This is a genomic window from Pseudofrankia saprophytica (genome assembly GCF_000235425.2).
Lineage (GTDB): Bacteria > Actinomycetota > Actinomycetes > Frankiales > Frankiaceae > Pseudofrankia > Pseudofrankia saprophytica.
This window is the reverse complement of record NZ_KI912266.1, coordinates 2732741-2751616: the sequence shown is the minus strand read 5'-3', so window position 1 is coordinate 2751616 and position 18876 is coordinate 2732741. Positions and strand designations below refer to the sequence as shown.

Here is an 18876-nt window from a genome sequence, read left to right as displayed (position 1 = left end):
GGACGCGTAGCATCTTTGTAGGACAAGCCCTCGGCCTATTAGTACCAGTCAGCTCCACACATTGCTGTGCTTCCACATCTGGCCTATCAACCCGATCATCTCTCGGGGGCCTTACCAGGTTAACCCTGTGGGAGACCTCATCTCGAAGCGAGCTTCCCGCTTAGATGCTTTCAGCGGTTATCCCTTCCGAACGTAGCCAACCAGCCATGCCCCTGGCGGGACAACTGGCACACCAGAGGTTCGTCCGTCCCGGTCCTCTCGTACTAGGGACAGCCCTTCTCAAGACTCCTACGCGCGCGGCGGATAGGGACCGAACTGTCTCACGACGTTCTAAACCCAGCTCGCGTACCGCTTTAATGGGCGAACAGCCCAACCCTTGGGACCTACTCCAGCCCCAGGATGCGACGAGCCGACATCGAGGTGCCAAACCTTGCCGTCGATATGGACTCTTGGGCAAGATCAGCCTGTTATCCCCGGGGTACCTTTTATCCGTTGAGCGACGGCGCTTCCACAAGCCACCGCCGGATCACTAGTCCCTGCTTTCGCACCTGCTCGACCCGTCGGTCTCACAGTCAAGCTCCCTTGTGCACTTGCACTCAACACCTGATTGCCAACCAGGCTGAGGGAACCTTTGGGCGCCTCCGTTACTCTTTAGGAGGCAACCGCCCCAGTTAAACTACCCACCTGACACTGTCCCTGATCCGGATCACGGACCCAGGTTAGACATCCAGCACGACCAGAGTGGTATTTCAACAATGACTCCCCTGAAACTGGCGTCCCAGGATCACAGTCTCCCACCTATCCTACACAAGCCGGACCGAACACCAATATCAAGCTGCAGTAAAGGTCCCGGGGTCTTTCCGTCCTGCCGCGCGTAACGAGCATCTTTACTCGTAGTGCAATTTCGCCGAGTCTGTGGTCGAGACAGCAGGAAAGTCGTTACGCCATTCGTGCAGGTCGGAACTTACCCGACAAGGAATTTCGCTACCTTAGGATGGTTATAGTTACCACCGCCGTTTACTGGCGCTTAAGTTCTGAGCTTCGCCCCGAAGAGCTAACCCGTCCCCTTAACGTTCCAGCACCGGGCAGGCGTCACTCCGTATACATCGCCTTACGGCTTCGCACGGAGCTGTGTTTTTAGTAAACAGTCGCTTTCCCCTGGTCTCTGCGGCCCCCACCAGCTCAGGAAGCAAGTTCCATCACCGGTAGTGGCCCCCCTTCTCCCGAAGTTACGGGGGCATTTTGCCGAGTTCCTTGACCACAGTTCACTCGATCGCCTCGGTATTCTCTACCTGACCACCTGTGTCGGTTTCGGGTACGGGCGGCCCTGGCACTCGCTAGAGGCTTTTCTCGACAGCATGGGATCATCCACTTCGCCACAATCGGCTCGGCATCACGTCTCAGACACATGGTGTGCGGATTTACCTACACACCGCCCTACACGCTTACCCCGGGACAACCACCGCCCGGGATGGACTACCCTCCTGCGTCACCCCATCGCTTGCCTACTACCCACCAAGATCCCAGACATTCCCAACACCCGAAGGCGAAGAAAACGAAAGGTTAGTACAGCGAGATTCAGCATTGGCGCACCAGCGCCGGTACGGGAATATCAACCCGTTATCCATCGGCTACGCCTGTCGGCCTCGTCTTAGGCCCCGACTCACCCTGGGCGGACGAACCTGCCCCAGGAACCCTTGGTCATCCGGCGGACGGGATTCTCACCCGTCATTCGCTACTCATGCCTGCATTCTCACTCGCGTGGCATCCACGGCTGGGTCACCCCGCCGCTTCACACGCCACACGACGCTCCCCTACCCACCCACACACCTGAACCACCCTCTACAGGGCAGCTAAGCTAACATGTGAGTGCCGCAGCTTCGGCGGTACGCTTGAGCCCCGCTACATTATCGGCGCGGAATCACTTGACCAGTGAGCTATTACGCACTCTTTCAAGGATGGCTGCTTCTAAGCCAACCTCCTGGTTGTCTGTGCGACTCCACATCCTTTTCCACTTAGCGTACGCTTAGGGGCCTTAGCTGGCGATCTGGGCTGTTTCCCTCTCGACTACGAACCTTATCGCCCGCAGTCTCACTGCCGCGCTTCACTTACCGGCATTCGGAGTTTGGCTGAGTTCAGTAAGCTGGTAGGCCCCCTAGCCCATCCAGTGCTCTACCTCCGGCAAGAAACACGCGACGCTGCACCTAAATGCATTTCGGGGAGAACCAGCTATCACCGGGTTTGATTGGCCTTTCACCCCTACCCACAGCTCATCCCCCAGTTTTTCAACACTGGTGGGTTCGGTCCTCCACACGGTCTTACCCGCGCTTCAACCTGGCCATGGGTAGATCACCCGGCTTCGGGTCTTAGACATGCGACTCAGACGCCCTATTCGGACTCGCTTTCGCTACGGCTACCCCACACGGGTTAACCTCGCCACACACCGCAAACTCGCAGGCTCATTCTTCAAAAGGCACGCCGTCACCAGACCGAAGTCCAGCTCCGACGGATCGTAGGCACACGGTTTCAGGTACTATTTCACTCCCCTCCCGGGGTACTTTTCACCTTTCCCTCACGGTACTAGTCCGCTATCGGTCACCAGGGAGTATTTAGGCTTAGCGGGTGGTCCCGCCAGATTCACACGGAATTTCACGGGCTCCGTGCTACTTGGGAAAACTCTCGGGAGGCGCCATGTTTTCGTCTACGGGGCTGTTACCCACTATGGCCGGCCATTCGCATGCCGTTCGACTAACACAACGCTTTCTTACTCCCTGATAGTACGGCAGTACCATCTGAAAGCTCCCACAACCCCCATGCCGCAACGCCTGCCGGCTATCACACGACACAGGTTTAGCCCAGATCCGCTTTCGCTCACCACTACTCACGGAATCACGGTTGTTTTCTCTTCCTGCGGGTAATGAGATGTTTCACTTCCCCGCGTTCCCTCCACACACCCTATGAGTTCAGGTGTAGGTGACAGGACTTAGCATCCTGCCGGGTTTCCCCATTCGGAAATCCTCGGATCACAGCTCGGTTGACAGCTCCCCGAGGCATATCGCAGCCTCCCACGTCCTTCATCGGCTCCTGGTGCCAAGGCATCCACCGTGCGCCCTTACTAACTTGGCCACAAAGATGCTCGCGTCCACTGTGCAGTTCTCAAAGAACGGACGACCCCAACCCACACCCCAGACCGACACCCCCACAGGGGCCGATGTCTAGAAGGACTGGTCCGTACCGCAGCCAACCCCCGACCCTCCCCAAAAGGGAGACCCGGGGGTCGATGGCCACCGAAGAAACGATTTCCGCTCCCTCAGGACCCAACAGCGCGCCACACGAAACCATCCCCGACCAGCCAGCCCGTTCCACCCCCACCCCGAAGAGCAGAGAGTACTAGCCACCGAACCAGCCGAAAAACAGCCTCTGAAGTCAGCATTCCACGCCACTGAGCAAACCAGCCCGGCATGCACAGCCGGGAACCGGCCCCACGGACAACTCCGTGAGAAGCTCCTTAGAAAGGAGGTGATCCAGCCGCACCTTCCGGTACGGCTACCTTGTTACGACTTCGTCCTAATCGCCGGTCCCACCTTCGACGGCTCCCTCCACAAGGGTTAGGCCACCGGCTTCGGGTGTTACCGACTTTCATGACGTGACGGGCGGTGTGTACAAGGCCCGGGAACGTATTCACCGCAGCAATGCTGATCTGCGATTACTAGCGACTCCGACTTCACGGGGTCGAGTTGCAGACCCCGATCCGAACTGAGACCGGCTTTTTGGGATTCGCTCCACCTCGCGGTATCGCAGCCCATTGTACCGGCCATTGTAGCATGTGTGCAGCCCAGGACGTAAGGGGCATGATGACTTGACGTCATCCCCACCTTCCTCCGAGTTGACCCCGGCAGTCTCCTATGAGTCCCCGCCATAACGCGCTGGCAACATAGGACAAGGGTTGCGCTCGTTGCGGGACTTAACCCAACATCTCACGACACGAGCTGACGACAGCCATGCACCACCTGTACGGGACCCCTAAGGACCCACCATCTCTGATGGATTTCCCCGCATGTCAAGCCCTGGTAAGGTTCTTCGCGTTGCATCGAATTAAGCCACATGCTCCGCCGCTTGTGCGGGCCCCCGTCAATTCCTTTGAGTTTTAGCCTTGCGGCCGTACTCCCCAGGCGGGGCGCTTAATGCGTTAGCTGCGGCACGGAGGCCGTGGAAGGTCCCCCACACCTAGCGCCCAACGTTTACGGCGTGGACTACCAGGGTATCTAATCCTGTTCGCTCCCCACGCTTTCGCTCCTTAGCGTCAGTTCCGGCCCAGAGACCCGCCTTCGCCACCGGTGTTCCTCCTGATATCTGCGCATTTCACCGCTACACCAGGAATTCCAGTCTCCCCTACCGGACTCTAGCCTGCCCGTATCGACTGCAGGCCCGGGGTTGAGCCCCGGGTTTTCACAGCCGACGCGACAGGCCGCCTACGAGCTCTTTACGCCCAATAATTCCGGACAACGCTTGCACCCTACGTATTACCGCGGCTGCTGGCACGTAGTTGGCCGGTGCTTCTTCTGCAGGTACCGTCACTTGCGCTTCGTCCCTGCTGAAAGAGGTTTACAACCCGAAGGCCGTCATCCCTCACGCGGCGTCGCTGCGTCAGGCTTTCGCCCATTGCGCAATATTCCCCACTGCTGCCTCCCGTAGGAGTCTGGGCCGTGTCTCAGTCCCAGTGTGGCCGATCGCCCTCTCAGGCCGGCTACCCGTCGTCGCCTTGGTAGGCCATTACCCCACCAACAAGCTGATAGGCCGCGGGCCCATCCCAAGCCAATAAATCTTTCCACACCACCAGATGCCCGAAGGTGTGAATATCCGGCATTAGCCCCGGTTTCCCGGAGTTATTCCAGAGCCTGGGGCAGGTTGCCCACGTGTTACTCACCCGTTCGCCGCTGACCCGAAGGTCCGCTCGACTTGCATGTGTTAAGCACGCCGCCAGCGTTCGTCCTGAGCCAGGATCAAACTCTCCATCGATGCTTTAAACTCCCTCGATGGGAGAAACCCCGGCAAAATATGGACACAGATCCGTAGATCGTCCATCAAATGCCAAAGGAACCTTACAAACCCCCACAGACAACACCACCAACCCGGCATCAAACCAGACCAGCAGCGCCACCCGCGGAACGGGGTATTTATGGCACTGACTTCTATGGCACGCTGTTGAGTTCTCAAGGAGCGGACACGCCCGCTTCCATCGCTCTCGCGACTTTCACGGGGTTACCGGCTTCACCGGGTTCCGCTTGAACCGCTCATCCGCCGATTTTTCCGGCTGACTTGCTGTTCGGTGTTGTTACCGTACCGTTTCCGGCGAGAGCCTGTCAAATTGCCTCGGTGTGAGGAACTTGCGTTCTCTCGCCTGGCCCAGTGGGCCTCTTCGGCGGAAGCGGACGATGCCTTCGAGGCACCTAGTCCGAACTTTCCGCTTTTGAGGCTAACCAGCCTTGTTGCTTGGTGTCAAATCGCTCCGACTTGCGTCGGCGACCGCCACGTCCCACTACCCGCGGAGAAACCGTCACTCCACGCGGGGTGGGGACGCCGGTGTCTCCAAGTACTGAAGTTCGCCCATTGAGCGCGTAACCCGCCTGAGGCGAGTCGCGTTACCGGGCTGGTTCAGAACCTTACTCCCTGAGCAGGGCCCGACCGGCGGGGGGTGTCACCACCCTGGTGCGGTGCGGATCCGTACTCCACCAGCGCGAGGCGCCGGTTCGGAGCAGCAGAAGGCTAACAGTACACACGATCGACTCGGATGTCGAGGGCATGACTGTGACGGTGGACACATGTCGATGTCGACTCTGCTAGGCCTACCCGGGCTGGAGCTCGCTAAACCTCGGTCTTCCGGGCCGGCGCCGACGGAGCCGGCCACGCGCCGGACCCGGGGCTCGGCCCGGGGCCCGGCCCGAGGCCCGGCCCGCGCACCGGGCCTGCCGGGACGTGGGACCGCGAGCGGCCGCGAGAGTCATGCTGCTTGGAATATGAGCCCCTCATCGGCATGGCCTCCCAGGCATCGACCTGATGGGCCGGGCGGCCCGCGCCGGACAAAGCTGGGCGGGCTGCGTTGGACCGAGCTGGCCGACCCTCGTCCGATCCTGCTCCTGCCCCTCGGCAGCACCGAGCAGCACGGCCCGCACCTGCCGCTGGACACCGACACCAGGGTCGCCACGGCGATCGCGTCCGCGGTGGCGGTCCGACTGCGGGGCCTGCTCGTCGCCCCTGCCCTCGGCTACGGCGCGAGCGGTGAGCACGCCGGTTTCCCCGGCACCCTCTCGCTGGGCACGGCCGCCCTCGAGCTGGCGCTCGTCGAGCTGGTGCGGTCGGCCGACGAGACCGCGGCCGGCGTCGTCCTCGTCAACGGGCACGGCGGCAACGCGGCCGCGATCCACAACGCGACCCGGTTGCTCGCGGCCGAAGGACGGCGGGTGCTCGCCTGGGCACCGCGGACGGCGGTGGCGACCGCCGCCGGCGTCCCCGGTGTGGCTCGGGACCTGCATGCCGGACGGATCGAGACGTCGCTGCTGCTGCACCTCGCGCCCGAGCTGGTCCGGCTCGACGCGGCGGCCCGAGGCCCCAGCCCGGCGGTGGCCGACCTCGTCCGCCATGGCGTCCTGCCGCTCAGCCCGTCCGGCGTGCTCGGCGACCCGGCCGGCGCGAGCGCCGCCGAGGGCGCCGCGCTGCTGGACGCGTTCGTGACCGATGCCGTCGCGGCGATCCGAGCCTGGCCTGGATACGCCGACCAGCCCGGCGTCGGCCAGGCGGATCCCACCGGGTCGCGGTAGCCGGGCCCCGGCCAGATACCCCGTGGTAGAAGCAACAAATGCATTGCGGCATCTGCGTGCCGAACATCGGCGAGTTCGTCGACCCCCGCCGTGTCGGTGATCTTGCCCGACGGGCGGAGGCCGCCGGCTGGGACGGTTTCTTCGTCTGGGACCACGTGGTCTTCCCGCACGGCGGCGCGCTCGACGTAGCCGACGCCTGGGTGCTGTTGACGGTGGTGGCGCTGGCGACCGAGCGCATCAGGTTCGGGCCGCTGGTGACGGCGCCCGCGCGGCGCCACCCGGGGACGCTCGCCCGGCAGACCACCTCCCTGGACCGGCTCTCCGGCGGTCGGCTCGTGTTCGGCGCGGGCCTGGGATTCACCCTCGAGGCGGAGTTCGGCACCTGGGGCCAGCCGGTGGAGCCACCCGTGGTCGCCCGGCGGCTGGACGAGAGCCTGACGGTGCTGGCCGGGCTGTGGTCCGGGGAGCGGGTGGACTTTCATGGGTCGCAGGTGACGGCCGCGGACGTCACCTTCGCGCCCACCCCGGTGCAGCGGCCGCGACCGCCCGTCTGGATCGGCTGCAACTGGCCGGCGCGGGCCCCACTGCGGCGAGCGGCCCGATGGGACGGCGTCGCGCCGATGATGATCGACCCGCGGGACGGGTCCTGGAACCCGACCCCGGCCGCGGTGGCCGAGATCGTCGCCGCCTTGCGGGAACAGCGCGTCAACGCGGACCCGTTCGACGTGGTGATCACAGGCCGGACCGCCGAGCAGCCGGCCGCGGCACGGGCGGCCGTGGAGCCGATCGCGGCGGCCGGGGCGACCTGGTGGCTGGAGGGCTTCCGGCCGGAGCCGGGGGGATACGACGCCGCCCTGCGCCGTATCGAGGCCGGCCCGCCGCGCTGAGAATCCCGCCGCGAGTCCCGCCACGCCGAGTGAGAATTCCGCCCCGAGTCCCGCCGCGCTGAGAACGAGGAGAAGACCGACCAACAATGGCCTCATCCCACGCCACGCCGACAGAAGCGGACGCGGTGGCGGCAGCGACCGAGGCGCCGGTGGCGTTGGTCACCGGCGCGGCCCGCGGGCTCGGCGCCGCGGTGGCCCGCGCGCTCGGCGCCGCCGGTTACCGGCTGGTCCTCACCGACATCGCCGTGGCGGACGCCGCCGACGCGTCGGCCGGCGGGGGAGGCTACCCGTTCGCCACCCGCGCGCAGCTCGAGGCAGTGGCCGCCGCCCAGGCGGAGGCGATTCCCGTCCGCGCCGACGTCCGGAGCCAGGCCGACATGGACGCGGCGGCGCGGACGGCACTCGACCGCTTCGGCCGGCTCGACGCGGTCGTCGCGGCCGCCGGAGTGATCGCCGGCGGGCCGCCCGGCTGGGAGACCGACGACGAGACCTGGCGGCTGCTCCTGGACGTCAACCTGACCGGCGTGCTCATCACCGCCCGGGCCACGCTGCCCGCGTTGCTCTCGGCGCCTGCCGGCCGGTTCGTCGCGGTGTCGTCGGCAGCCGGCACCCGGCCACTTGCCCGGCTCGCCGCCTACTCGGCGTCCAAGCACGGGGTGGTCGGCCTGGTCCGTAGCCTCGCCGCGGATCTCGCGGGTACGGCCGTCACCGCCAACGTCGTCTGCCCGGGCTCGATGGACACGACGATGCTCGCCGAGACCGCGAAGGTCTACGACCTAGCCGACCCGGGCGACTTCGCCCAGCACGCCTACCTGCGCCGGCTTCTGGACCCCACCGAGGTCGCCGCCGCCGTCGCCTTCCTCTGCTCACCCGCCGCCGGCGCCCTCACCGGCGCCGTCATCCCGGTCGACGGCGGCTTCACCGGCTGATGAGGATCACCAGACGATGAGCGGGAACGGTGCGCCGGGTGACCCGACGGGTGCCGCCCATCGCCACGACACGGTGATGTGGGAGGTACGGGCAGCGCCGGGACGGCTGGCGGACCTGCTGGAGTGGGTACGCGACACGGCAGTGCCGGAGCTGCTCGAGGGGCCCGGCTGCCTGCGTGTCGACGTGTACGACGCGGCGGACGAAAGGGTCGTCGTCATCGCGCGGTTCGCCGGCGCCCCTGCACGGCTGCCCGAGCCGCCGGCAGGTCTCCTGCGCCGCCCGGAGCACGCCTGGCCGTTCCGCCACCTGTCGACCTACGGCCCGACCCGCTCCTGAGCGGTGGGGACGCGTGACCGGGGCGGGACGCGCGTCCGGCATGCTGGGTCGGTGCGAGATATCAAGATCAAGGATGAGATGATCCGGCTCGGCCAGTTCCTGAAGCTGGCGGACCTCGTCGAGTCGGGCGGTGACGTCAAGTCGCTCCTCGTCGACGGCCTGGTCCGCGTGAACGACGAGATCGAGACTCGGCGCGGCCGCCAGCTGGCGCGCGGCGACGTCGTCGCCGTCGGCGAGCAGTCCGCGCGCGTCGGCTGATCGGCGCTAGGCCAAAGGCCACGCGACGATGGCGAAGCCTCGCGTGGCCGGAGGCCATCTGCTCGGCGCTAGGCCAAAGTCGCTCCCCCGGAAGATCGGCTGACGCCGACCTCCCGGGGACCCCCGCGGCGACGATGGCGAAGCCTCGCATGGCCGGAGGCCATCAGACACGGCCTAGCCGACCCAGGCGTAGCAGTCGGGGACCAGGATGAACGCGGCTGCGCCGCGCAGCGCGACGTCGTTCGGGGCGGAGCTGGGTTCGACCGGGACCGCGCGGGCGAACTCCATGCCGGTGTGCCGGTCGTAGGCGTCCCGCAGCGCGTCCCAGAACATCGGCCCGGACTGGGAGAAGCCGCCGGCGACCGTGACGAGGTCGAGGTCGAACGTGGCCGCGCAGGATGCCAGCGCGACGCCCACCGCGTTGCCGGACCGGGCCAGCGCCGCCCGCGCGATCTCGTCGCCCGCCGCCGCCGAGGCGGCGAGCGCCCGCCCGTCCGGCGGGGTTCCTGCCGGATCGGCGAAGCCCGGGGTTCCTGCCGGATCGGCGAAGCCGATCTGGGAGGTCTGCTGGGAGGTCTGCTGGGAGGTCTGCTGGGAGGTCTGCGGCTCCTCAGCCGGCCCGGGCCCGCCGTCGGTCGGGCCGACTTCGACGGGCTTCCAGCCCTCGTCGAGCGCCCAGGCGACGGTGCGCGGACCCGACGCGATCGCCTCCAGGCAGCCGACACCGCCGCAGACGCAGTCCGGCCCGGCAGGGTCGACGACGATGTGGCCGACGTGCCCAGCATTGCCGGACCGCCCGTGGTAGAGCCGCCCGTCGAGGACCAGGCCGCCGCCCACCCCGGTCGAGACCGTCACGGCGAGCAGGTTGCGCGTGTCCCGGCCGGTGCCCATCCAGTGCTCGCCCGCGGCGAGCGCCACCGCGTCGTTGTGGACGAGCACCGCCAGGCCGCCGAACTCCTCACGCAGCCGGGCGCGCAGCGGGAAACCCCGCCACGACGGGATGTTCAGCGGCGAGACCTCGCCTGCCGGCCAGATCATCGGTCCACCGCAGCCGACGCCCACCCCCGCGAGGCCGGCGTAGTCATACCGTCCACCCAGACCAGCGTCGCCAAGGGCCGCGTGCAGGCATTCAACGGCGGCCGCGAACGTGACCTCGGGATCGAGGGTCTTCGGCATCGCCCTGCGCGCGCGGCCGAGGACCGAGCCGTCGGCGTCGACGACGCCCGCGGCGAGCTTCGTCCCGCCGACATCGAGCGCGAGCGCGGTCCGGTTCCGGCCACTCGCGCCGCCGAACCCCGCCGACGAGGTCACGGTGACCGTCGTGGTCGTCGTCGTGGTCACCGGTCCGGCAGTCACGGTGACCGGCCCGGTGGAGCTCGTCGCCGTGTGCGTATCCCGACTATCGCCCGTCGCCATCGCGCTCAGTTTTCCTCTTCCTCGGTTGCCAGCGGCGCCAGCCGCGACCCGCTGGCACCGCCCTGACGGACGGGGCCGCATGCCACCTTGCCGGATCATCATCGCGCACCGGCGGCGGCTGTCCCGTCGTTCTTTGCCAGGCACGCGGAAGTCGCGGCAAAGATGGGCTCGTCTTGTTCTGCGCCCGCGCCCGACTGGCTCCTGCCGTTACCACCGGCAGCCGAGCGAATGCGCCGACGCGGACTCGCGCGCAGTACTATGCGCGACGCCGACCAAGGTACTCAATCGGGCCGGGTCCGAGCAGGTCATTGTCGACCGGATTCTCCGGGCGCCGCGGCCCTGGGCGTGAGGACGCGGACGTATGCGGGCCGGTCCCGGTTACCCCTGCGGGCGGTCGTCCGAGAAGCCGTCCGGCGCGGCCGGTGCCCCTTCTGGTGCCGCTTCCATCCCGCGCGCGGGGTCGGGGGTATCCGCACGCCAGGGGCGGTCGCGTTCCCACATCTCCCAAGGGAGGATCTGCTCGCCGGGACGGTCGTGCGGGTCGTAGGCATCGAAGGCGTCGAGGTCGAAGGTCCGCACGGCCCACCTCCGCTGAGGATGTGCGCCACCGGCGACCTCGGCATCGCCGGTGTCACTCCCGGTGGCGACCGGTGCAGTCATCATCGCCGCAGGCCGGAGCAGAGACCACCGATTCCGAATTGACCACCGGCGCGCCGCCAAACGCCGAGACGGCCGGGTTCCGCCCCGTTTGGGCGGCGACCCGGCCGTCTTTGCGTGTGTCCGTACTACCCGGACGCGAGCTATCGCGTCGTCTCAGCCCTTGCGCTTTTCGACCTCATCGGTCAGCTGCGGGACGACGTTGAACAGGTCGCCAACCAGGCCGTAGTCGGCGAACTCGAAGATCGGCGCCTCGGGGTCCTTGTTGATGGCGACGATGGTCTTCGAGGTCTGCATGCCCGCCCGGTGCTGGATGGCGCCGGAGATGCCGACCGCGATGTAGAGCTGCGGCGAGACGGTCTTGCCGGTCTGGCCGACCTGGTTCTGGTGCGGGTACCAGCCGGCGTCGGTCGCGGCGCGGGAGGCGCCGACCGCGGCGCCGAGGGTGTCGGCGAGCTTCTCCACCAGCGCGAAGTGCTCGGCGGCGCCCAGGCCACGGCCACCGGAGACGACGACCTGCGCCTCGGTGAGGTCCGGCCGGCCCGACTTGGCCTCCGCGACCCGGTCGACGATCTTCGCGCCCTTGGCGACGTCGGAGATCGTGATGTCGACGGGAACCTCGGCCGGCGAGGCCGGCGCGGCGACCGGCGCCGTCGAGTTCGGGCGGACCACGATCACCGGTGTGCCCTTGGTGACCTTGGAGTTGACGATCGTCGACCCACCGAAGATGCCCTGCGTGGCGACCAGTTCCTCGCTCACCGCGGTGGCGTCCCAGATCAGACCCGATTCGGTCTTCGCGGCGGTCCGCGCGGCGATCTCCCGCGAGTCGGACGTCGCGGCGACCAGCACCGCCGTCGGCGACGTGTCGCCGACCAGCTTGGCGAGCACCTCGGCGACCGGCGCGCCGACGTAACCGGCGACGTCGTCGGACTCGACCACGTAGACCTTCGCGGCGCCGTACTCGGCCAGGTAGGGCTTGGCCTTCGCGTAGGTGCCGGGGGCGCCGGTGAACACCGCCGACGGCTCGCCGAGCGAACGGGCGAGCGTCAGCAGCTCGCCGGTGACCTTCTTGGGCTCACCGTCGGCGTGCTCGACGAGAACGAGTACCTCAGCCATAGATCGTTACCCCTCAGATGAGCTTCTGCGCCGCGAGGAAGTCGGCGATCTTCGTGCCGCCGTCACCCTCGTCCTTGACGATGGTGCCGCTCTGCCGCGGCGGCGCCGGCTGGGAGTCGACGACCGTCGAGCTCGCGGCGGCGAGGCCCACCGCACCGGCGTCGAGGCCCGCGTCGCCGGCGGACAGCGTGGTCAGCGGCTTCTTCTTCGCGGCCATGATGCCCTTGAACGAGGGGTACCGCGGCTGGTTGATCTTCTCGACGACGCCGACGACGGCCGGCAGGCTCGCCTCGACCAGCGCGTAGCCGTTGTCGGCCAGACGCTCGATCGACACGGTGCCCGCGCCCGGGTCGACGGTCACCTTGCGGGCCTGGGTGAGCTGGGGAAGCCCCAGCCGCTCGGCCAGCAGCGCGCCCATCACACCGCCACGCGCGTCGGAGGCCTCGGTCGCCGTGATGACGAGATCCGGGGACAGCGTCGCGATGACCTTCGCCAGCGCGGCGGACGTCTGCAGCGCGTCCGAGCCGTGCAGCGCGTCGTCGGTCAGGTGCACCGCCTTGTCGGCACCCATGGACAGCGCCTTGCGGATCGTCTCGACGGCCTTCGCCGGGCCCATCGTGACGACGGTGACCTCACCGCCGTGCGCTTCCTTGATCTTGAGGGCCTCTTCGACTCCGTACTCGTCCATCTCGTTCATGACGTTGTCGACGCTGACGCGGTCGACCGTCTTGTCCGCGGCGTCGAGCTTCTTCTCCGCCCAGGTATCAGGAACCTGCTTGACGGTAACGACGATGTTCACGCCTAGGGGCCTCCGTAGCCAACATAATCAGGTGTCCAGTGCTCTTGACATGGTGGCATCGGTCGCCGCGACATGCCCGATGATCGGCGGCGTGATGCCGGACGCATTGCGTCACAATTCCCCGTCGGTCCGGCAGTCACCCGCGACTGAGTAACCCGGTGGTCCCGGCCGGCTTCCGACCCAAGATCGCCGAGGCGGGCGGCCACGCCGCCGTTCTCGTCCCGTCCGTCCACCCGCTCACGCACTGTCGATCGCCGCTGCCGGCGGGGCGCGCCGGTAGGCGCTCCAAGGGCGTCCAGCTGACGCCGTCCACCTGATGCCTTTTCCTAAGGCCTTTCTACCTGATGCCTTCCCGCCCGGGGAGGCATCAGGGCAACCAGTCCGTCCAGCGACCGCCCATCACCCGGTGACGGGTGGCTCGCGGCCGTTCATCCGCGGCGGCCAGCCGGCCGGTGTTTGTCCATCACCCGTCGGTGCCACTTGCCGCGCACGGACTCGCCCGGGAGGGCGCGAACTCGTCACGACCCCGCCAACCGCTAGTTGGGGTCATTTTCCCCTGTCCGTGACCGTTTGTGGGGCCGACAGAGGGTACCCATCGTCACGGATCCGAGCGGCAGACCCGACACGCCGCCCCCCGAGACCGTGCATTCGCCCGTGACTCTGCACACTCTCTCGGTGAGAAGTCACGAGTCGGCTACTTTCTGGCCCTGGATACGCGTCAGGCGACGACTCTCCCACGTTAAGTAACAGGATTTGAGCCCGGGGGTTCGATGTCCAGCTCCACGCCCGCCAGCGACCCCACCTCACCCAACGTGTTCGACCGCCTGCTGCGCGAGTCCGGTGTCTCCGACACCCGGTTCGCCAGGCAGGTGAACAGCCGGGCCCGCCACCACCGGCGGATCGAGCTCGGGCTGGCGCGCACGACCGTGGGGCACTGGCGGCGTGGGATGCGGCCCCGCGACCCGATGGTGGCCGAGCTCGCCGCCGCCGAGGTGTCGGCGCTCGTCGGCTACCCGGTCCTGCCCGTGGACCTGGGCTGGCGCGGGGAGCACTACGGGCGCGAGGACCTGGGACTGCACGTCGCCGACACGCCTGTCCAGACCGTCAGGACTCTGGCTGGACTCACGGGGCGGGACATGCGACGTCGCGAGCTGCTCGGAGACTCGACGGCCTTCGTCGCCAGCGCGTTCGCCGAACCGGTGCTGTCGAGCATCACCGGCGTCGTCCGGCGGGCGCTGCGCGCCAGCACCGAGGCCGCGGGCGGCAGCAACGCCGCCATGATCAGGGACATGACGGAGACCTTCCGCCGGCTGGACGCGCGGTTCGGCAGCGGGGAGATCCGCAACCAGGTGATCACCTTTCTGCATGACCGCACCCGGGCGGCGATGAGCGACGAACCCGACACCGAGCTGTGCAGCGCGCTCGCGGAGCTCACCCAGTTCGGCGGCTGGCTCGCGCAGGACAGCGACCGGCAGGCACTCGCGCAGCGCTACTACATCCAGGCGCTCAGCCTCGCCGAGCACGCCGACGACGTCCAGCTCGCCGGCCGGGTGCTCGCCGCCATGAGCGACCAGGCCGCCCGGCTGGGATACAACCGGCAAAGCCTGTCGATGGCGCGCGCCGCGGTGGACCGGGCACATCGCCTGGCCGCGCCCACAGTCGAGGCGATGCTCCACGACAAACACGCCTGGGCGTTGGCCCGGGCAAAGGACGAGTCCGGCTGCGTGGAGGCGCTCACCGCCATGGAGCGCGCGATCGAGCGCGGCTCGCCCGGCGACGAGCCGGCGTGGGCGTCCCACTACAACGCGGGTGACGTCGCCGAGTGCGTGGGCCACTGCTACCTGCTGCTGGACCGGCCGGAGCAGGCCACCGAGCACCTGGTCGAGGCGCGCGGCCTGCAGGTCAGCTCCCGAGCCAGGACCCGCAGCTACGCGGAGGCCGACCTCGCCATCGCCTACCTGCGCGGGCGCTCACCCGACCTGGAGGCCGCCCTCGACGCCGGCCAGCGCGCCGTCGACTACGCCGGGCCGGTGTCCTCGGTCCGGGTCACGGACAAGCTGCGCGAGCTCGACACCGCGTTCGACCCCTACAGCGGCTCGGTGACCGTGCAGGAATGGCGCACCAGCGCCGCCACCGTCCTGCGGCGTTTTCCGCCCGTCGGCGGCCCCGACACCGCCCGGTAGCCGTCGCCCTTCCGAGCGGCTCGTCCCCACGCCCGCTTCCGGCGCCACCTGTGGCCGTCTCGCCCGAACACGGACGACGACCCGCGAGCGACGGACGACAGGCGACGGCGACGAGCGACAGGCGACGGCGGGCTGTGATGGTCGTCTCACGTGGATCACGCTCGGGTAGGCCGGGTATGGGGCGGGCGTGCGTAACCGGCACCCTGATGGGGTGAGCAACACGGGGGAAGGCGCCATCGGGGGCCCGACCGGCGTCGGCACCGGCGCGAAACCAGCCACGACCCGGTCGGACATCGAGACCGCGAAGCCGGGGTGGTACCCGGCCGACCTCGGGCGCACGCTGCTCGCGGCGGCGGCCTGGCTGGTCGTGGGCGTGCTGAGCGTGCTGGCGCTGGGCCGGCTGGTGTACCTCGACGACGCGCTGAGCTGGCCGTACTCGGCGTTGAACGCGCTGACGCCACTGCTGTACCTGCCGGTCTACGCCGCGCTGATCGTCGGTTTCGGGCTGAGGCGCAACGCGCTGATGCTGGCGACGGTGCCGCTGATCGGGCTGCACCTGTTCTGGACGGTTCCGGAGCTCTGGCCCGGTGCGGCGGAGAAGGCGCCAGACGGCGCCCAGCAGGTCCGGGTGCTCTCGGCGAACCTGCTCTACCACAACACGTCCGCCGGGCGGCTGGGCACTCAGATCGAGGCGACGCACCCCGACATCGTCGTGCTCGTGGAGGCCTCACGACTCACCCTCGGCGAGGTGCGGAAGTCGGGGGCGCTCGCCAACTATCGCTATCAGCTGGACAAGTCGGCCGAGGGCGCGTTCGGCTATGCCGTCTACTCCCGTTACCCGCTGTCCGACTGGGCCGCGCCCACGGTCGGCGGTAAGCCGCTCCCCCGGATGACCGTCACCCTCGGCGGCGGCCGGCGCTTCGTGATCTATCCGGTCCACACGATCGCCCCGACGAGCGCCGGGGACACCCAGCAGTGGCGCGCCCAGCTCGACCAGCTGGCCACCGAGGTGCGCGGCTCCCGGCTTCCGGTCGTGCTGGCCGGCGACTTCAACGCGACCCGCGACCATCGCCCGTTCCGGCGGCTGCTGAGCTCCGGCGTCCGGGACGCGCACGACGCCGCCGGCACGAGCTGGAGCCCGACCTGGCCCGCGACCACCCTCCTGCCGCCGGTGCTGCGCATCGACCATGTGCTCGCCTCGCCGGCGTTCGCGGTCACCGGCTACCAGCGGGGCGGCCACGACGGCAGCGACCATCTCCCGGTCATCGCCGACCTGGCGCTGCGGCCTGCCCCACCGATTGGCTACGTCCCGGGCCAGGGCTAGTCCGCACGGCCCATCCTCAGATCGCTAGGCAGCCAATCCGGACCTCCCAGATCGGCTCCGCAAGCTCCACCGATCCGGCAGGGACCCCGGGGGACCCCACGGAGGGCGAACGCGGAAGACCGGCGCACCGGAAGCCCGGAGCGTCGCGCGGTCAGCGCCAGGGCGGGGGCGGCGCCGGGACGCGGCCGAGACGGGAGGCCACCGGGCCGAAGCGGCCGGCGCCGTCGCGGTCCGCCCACTGCTCGGACGCCGCGGTCAGCTCGGCGCGCGAGCGGCCGACGAAGTTCCACCACATGACGATCGGCTCCTCGAACGGCACGCCGCCGAGCAGCAGCACCCTGGTCGGTTCGGTGGCGTCGAGCGCCAGCTCGTCGCGGCCCGCGCCGAGGTAGGCGAGCTGGCCGGGCCGGGCCACCGGCTGGGCGCCGGCGGCGGGGGCCGAGCCGTTCCCGACCCGCGCCGCGCCCTCGGTGACCACCAGCGCGTACTCGAAGTCGGGCCGCAGCGGCAGGACCACCCGGCCGGGCCGCAACGCCAGGTCCGCGCCCACCAGCTCGGTGTCGCGGCGAGCCGGCGAGGCCGTCCCGGCGAGCTCCCCGACCAGCACCGTCGCGACGGCGTCGCCGATCTCGACGCGCGGCAGCTCGGCGTGGTGCTCGAAGGCGGCGGGGCCGTGGCGGGTGGCCTCCGGCTGCGCCACCCAGAGCTGGACGCCGTGCAGCGCGCCGCGGTAGTCGGTGCCTTCCTCCGCGTGGACGACGCCGTGGCCCGCGGTCATCAGGTTCAGCTGGCCGGGCCGGACGACCTGCTCGGAGCCCAGGCTGTCGAGATGGCGCACCTCGCCCGCGAGCAGCCAGGTGACGGTGTGCAGGCCGGTGTGCGGATGCGGGCCGATGTCGATGCCGCGCGCGCCGGCGGCCGCGTCCGGCGCCACCGCGAGCGGCCCCAGGTGGTCGGCGAAGCACCAGGCGCCGACGGTGCGCCTGGCGCGGACCGGCAGTGCCCGGCGCACCGGGACCGCCCCGACCGTCTGCGACCTGCTCTCGGTGATCTCCACGACCTGCCCGTCGGCCCGGGCTTCCGGCATCCGTGCGACGGGGACGACGTCCGCGCCGGTCACTGGTCCGCTCATCGCCAGCAGCCCCCTCCATGATTCGCGTAGCCAAGATAGTTTCTTACGCAACAACATGGCGAGGGTCGCCGAAAGTTCCCGGGTTGGCGGTTCCCGGACGCTCGGCGCCGCTGGCGGCGACGGTCTATCGGCCGGTGAACTTGGCCTTGCCCGGACCGTTCTGCTGGAACGACTCCATGCCGTTCTTCTGGTCCTCGGTGCCGAAGAGGCCGACGAAAAGGCCGGTCTCCAGCCGTAGCGCCTCCGACAACCCCGTCTCCAGGCCGTCGTCGATCGCGCGCTTGGCGGCCGCCAGCGCGAGCGCTGGGCCGTCGGCGTACTGCTTGGCCCGCCGCACCGCCTCCGCGTAGACCTCGGCCGCCGGGACGACGGCGTCGGCGAGCCCGATCGCCAGCGCCTCCTCGGCCCCGATCTGGCGACCGGAGAAGACCAGCTCCTTGGCCCTGGCCGGCCCGACCAGCCGCGGCAGCCGCTGGGTGCCGCCGGCGCCCGGGATCACGCCGAGCAGGATCTCCGGCTGGCCGACCTTCGCGTTGTCCGCGAGGATCCGGAAGTCGGCGCACAACGCCAGCTCGAGACCACCGCCGAGCGCGTAGCCGGTCACGGCGGCGAACACCGGCTTGGGAATCCGGGCGACGAGCTCGAACGTCTCGGTGAGCTCGGTCGCCCAGCTCGCCATGGCGGCGCGGTCCTGGGCCGCCATCTCCTTGATGTCGGCACCGGCCGCGAACACCCGCTCGCCGCCGTAGATCACGACGGCGCGGACGTCGGCGCGCCGGGATGCCTCCAGCGCCACCTCCCGCAGCTCGGCCGTGAGCTCGGCGTTGAGGGCGTTCACCTTCGGCCGGTCCAGCCGGATGGTCCCTATCCCGTCCGCAACCTCTAGTCGTACGACCGCCACCGGTCGACCTCCTTGTCCCGCCATCCCTGGGCCAGGCGCCCACCACGCGCCCCGGCCGTCGCCCCGGCCTCGCGGGCCCGGCCGCGGCGCCTCCTGTGCCGACGACCATCGCACCGCGC

13 protein-coding genes and 2 rRNA genes are annotated in these 18876 nt (G+C 68.7%); 7 read left to right on the top strand and 8 right to left on the bottom strand.

What is annotated here, in order from left to right:
- Positions 1–18 precede the first annotated feature (18 nt).
- Both FRCN3DRAFT_RS0211400 and FRCN3DRAFT_RS0211395 read right to left on the bottom strand, forming a co-directional pair.
- Positions 19–3126, bottom strand: a 23S ribosomal RNA gene (locus FRCN3DRAFT_RS0211400).
- A gap of 386 nt (positions 3127–3512) precedes the next feature.
- Positions 3513–5019 (bottom strand): 16S ribosomal RNA (locus FRCN3DRAFT_RS0211395).
- The 16S and 23S rRNA genes sit together here, the layout of an rRNA operon.
- A 998-nt stretch (positions 5020–6017) precedes the next feature.
- On the opposite strand from FRCN3DRAFT_RS0211395, the gene mftE reads away from it, so the two are divergent.
- The 5 genes from mftE to FRCN3DRAFT_RS0211370 all read left to right on the top strand — a co-directional run bounded on the left by mftE (position 6018) and on the right by FRCN3DRAFT_RS0211370 (position 9229).
- Positions 6018–6818, top strand: a complete 801-nt coding sequence (gene mftE / locus FRCN3DRAFT_RS43985) for a mycofactocin biosynthesis peptidyl-dipeptidase MftE (protein ID WP_007517905.1) — start codon at positions 6018–6020, stop codon at positions 6816–6818.
- A 38-nt stretch (positions 6819–6856) separates the two neighbouring features.
- Positions 6857–7705, top strand: coding sequence for an LLM class flavin-dependent oxidoreductase (locus FRCN3DRAFT_RS0211385; RefSeq protein WP_007517907.1), 849 nt, complete (start codon positions 6857–6859; stop codon positions 7703–7705).
- 86 nt (positions 7706–7791) lie between these two features.
- Positions 7792–8634 carry a mycofactocin-coupled SDR family oxidoreductase gene (locus FRCN3DRAFT_RS0211380; protein ID WP_007517909.1) on the top strand — a complete coding sequence of 281 codons (843 nt, stop codon included), beginning with the start codon at positions 7792–7794 and terminating at the stop codon, positions 8632–8634.
- 16 nt (positions 8635–8650) lie between these two features.
- Positions 8651–8971, top strand: coding sequence for a hypothetical protein (locus tag FRCN3DRAFT_RS43980; RefSeq protein ID WP_007517911.1), 321 nt, complete (start codon positions 8651–8653; stop codon positions 8969–8971).
- Between the two features lie 51 nt (positions 8972–9022).
- Positions 9023–9229: an RNA-binding S4 domain-containing protein gene (locus FRCN3DRAFT_RS0211370; protein WP_027140473.1), complete on the top strand. Its 207-nt coding sequence runs from the start codon at positions 9023–9025 to the stop codon at positions 9227–9229.
- Positions 9230–9403: 174 nt separating this feature from the next.
- Here FRCN3DRAFT_RS0211370 and FRCN3DRAFT_RS0211365 read toward each other — a convergent pair whose 3' ends face one another.
- The 4 genes from FRCN3DRAFT_RS0211365 to FRCN3DRAFT_RS0211345 all read right to left on the bottom strand — a co-directional run bounded on the left by FRCN3DRAFT_RS0211365 (position 9404) and on the right by FRCN3DRAFT_RS0211345 (position 13217).
- Entirely contained in the window at positions 9404–10645 is a 1242-nt protein-coding gene (locus FRCN3DRAFT_RS0211365; RefSeq protein WP_007517914.1) for an ROK family protein, read from the bottom strand.
- A gap of 378 nt (positions 10646–11023) precedes the next feature.
- Positions 11024–11224, bottom strand: coding sequence for a hypothetical protein (locus tag FRCN3DRAFT_RS43975; RefSeq protein WP_007517915.1), 201 nt, complete (start codon positions 11222–11224; stop codon positions 11024–11026).
- 234 nt (positions 11225–11458) lie between these two features.
- On the bottom strand, positions 11459–12418 hold the full coding sequence (locus FRCN3DRAFT_RS0211350) for an electron transfer flavoprotein subunit alpha/FixB family protein (protein ID WP_007517917.1): 960 nt from the start codon (positions 12416–12418) through the stop codon (positions 11459–11461).
- A gap of 13 nt (positions 12419–12431) precedes the next feature.
- Positions 12432–13217 (bottom strand): electron transfer flavoprotein subunit beta/FixA family protein, encoded by a 786-nt coding sequence (locus FRCN3DRAFT_RS0211345; protein ID WP_007517918.1) that lies wholly within the window; start codon positions 13215–13217, stop codon positions 12432–12434.
- A 770-nt stretch (positions 13218–13987) separates the two neighbouring features.
- On the opposite strand from FRCN3DRAFT_RS0211345, the gene FRCN3DRAFT_RS0211340 reads away from it, so the two are divergent.
- Both FRCN3DRAFT_RS0211340 and FRCN3DRAFT_RS0211335 read left to right on the top strand, forming a co-directional pair.
- Positions 13988–15400: an NsdA family TPR-like regulatory protein gene (locus FRCN3DRAFT_RS0211340; protein ID WP_007517922.1), complete on the top strand. Its 1413-nt coding sequence runs from the start codon at positions 13988–13990 to the stop codon at positions 15398–15400.
- Positions 15401–15611: 211 nt separating this feature from the next.
- Positions 15612–16724: an endonuclease/exonuclease/phosphatase family protein gene (locus FRCN3DRAFT_RS0211335; protein WP_007517924.1), complete on the top strand. Its 1113-nt coding sequence runs from the start codon at positions 15612–15614 to the stop codon at positions 16722–16724.
- A gap of 151 nt (positions 16725–16875) precedes the next feature.
- On the opposite strand, the gene FRCN3DRAFT_RS0211330 is transcribed toward FRCN3DRAFT_RS0211335, so the two are convergent.
- Together FRCN3DRAFT_RS0211330 and FRCN3DRAFT_RS0211325 are read right to left on the bottom strand one after the other, a co-directional pair.
- The gene (locus FRCN3DRAFT_RS0211330) at positions 16876–17856 is read right to left on the bottom strand and encodes a pirin family protein (RefSeq protein ID WP_007517925.1); all 981 of its coding nucleotides are present in this window, start codon (positions 17854–17856) and stop codon (positions 16876–16878) included.
- A gap of 124 nt (positions 17857–17980) precedes the next feature.
- Positions 17981–18757 carry an enoyl-CoA hydratase/isomerase family protein gene (locus FRCN3DRAFT_RS0211325; protein WP_007517926.1) on the bottom strand — a complete coding sequence of 259 codons (777 nt, stop codon included), beginning with the start codon at positions 18755–18757 and terminating at the stop codon, positions 17981–17983.
- Positions 18758–18876: the final 119 nt, after the last annotated feature.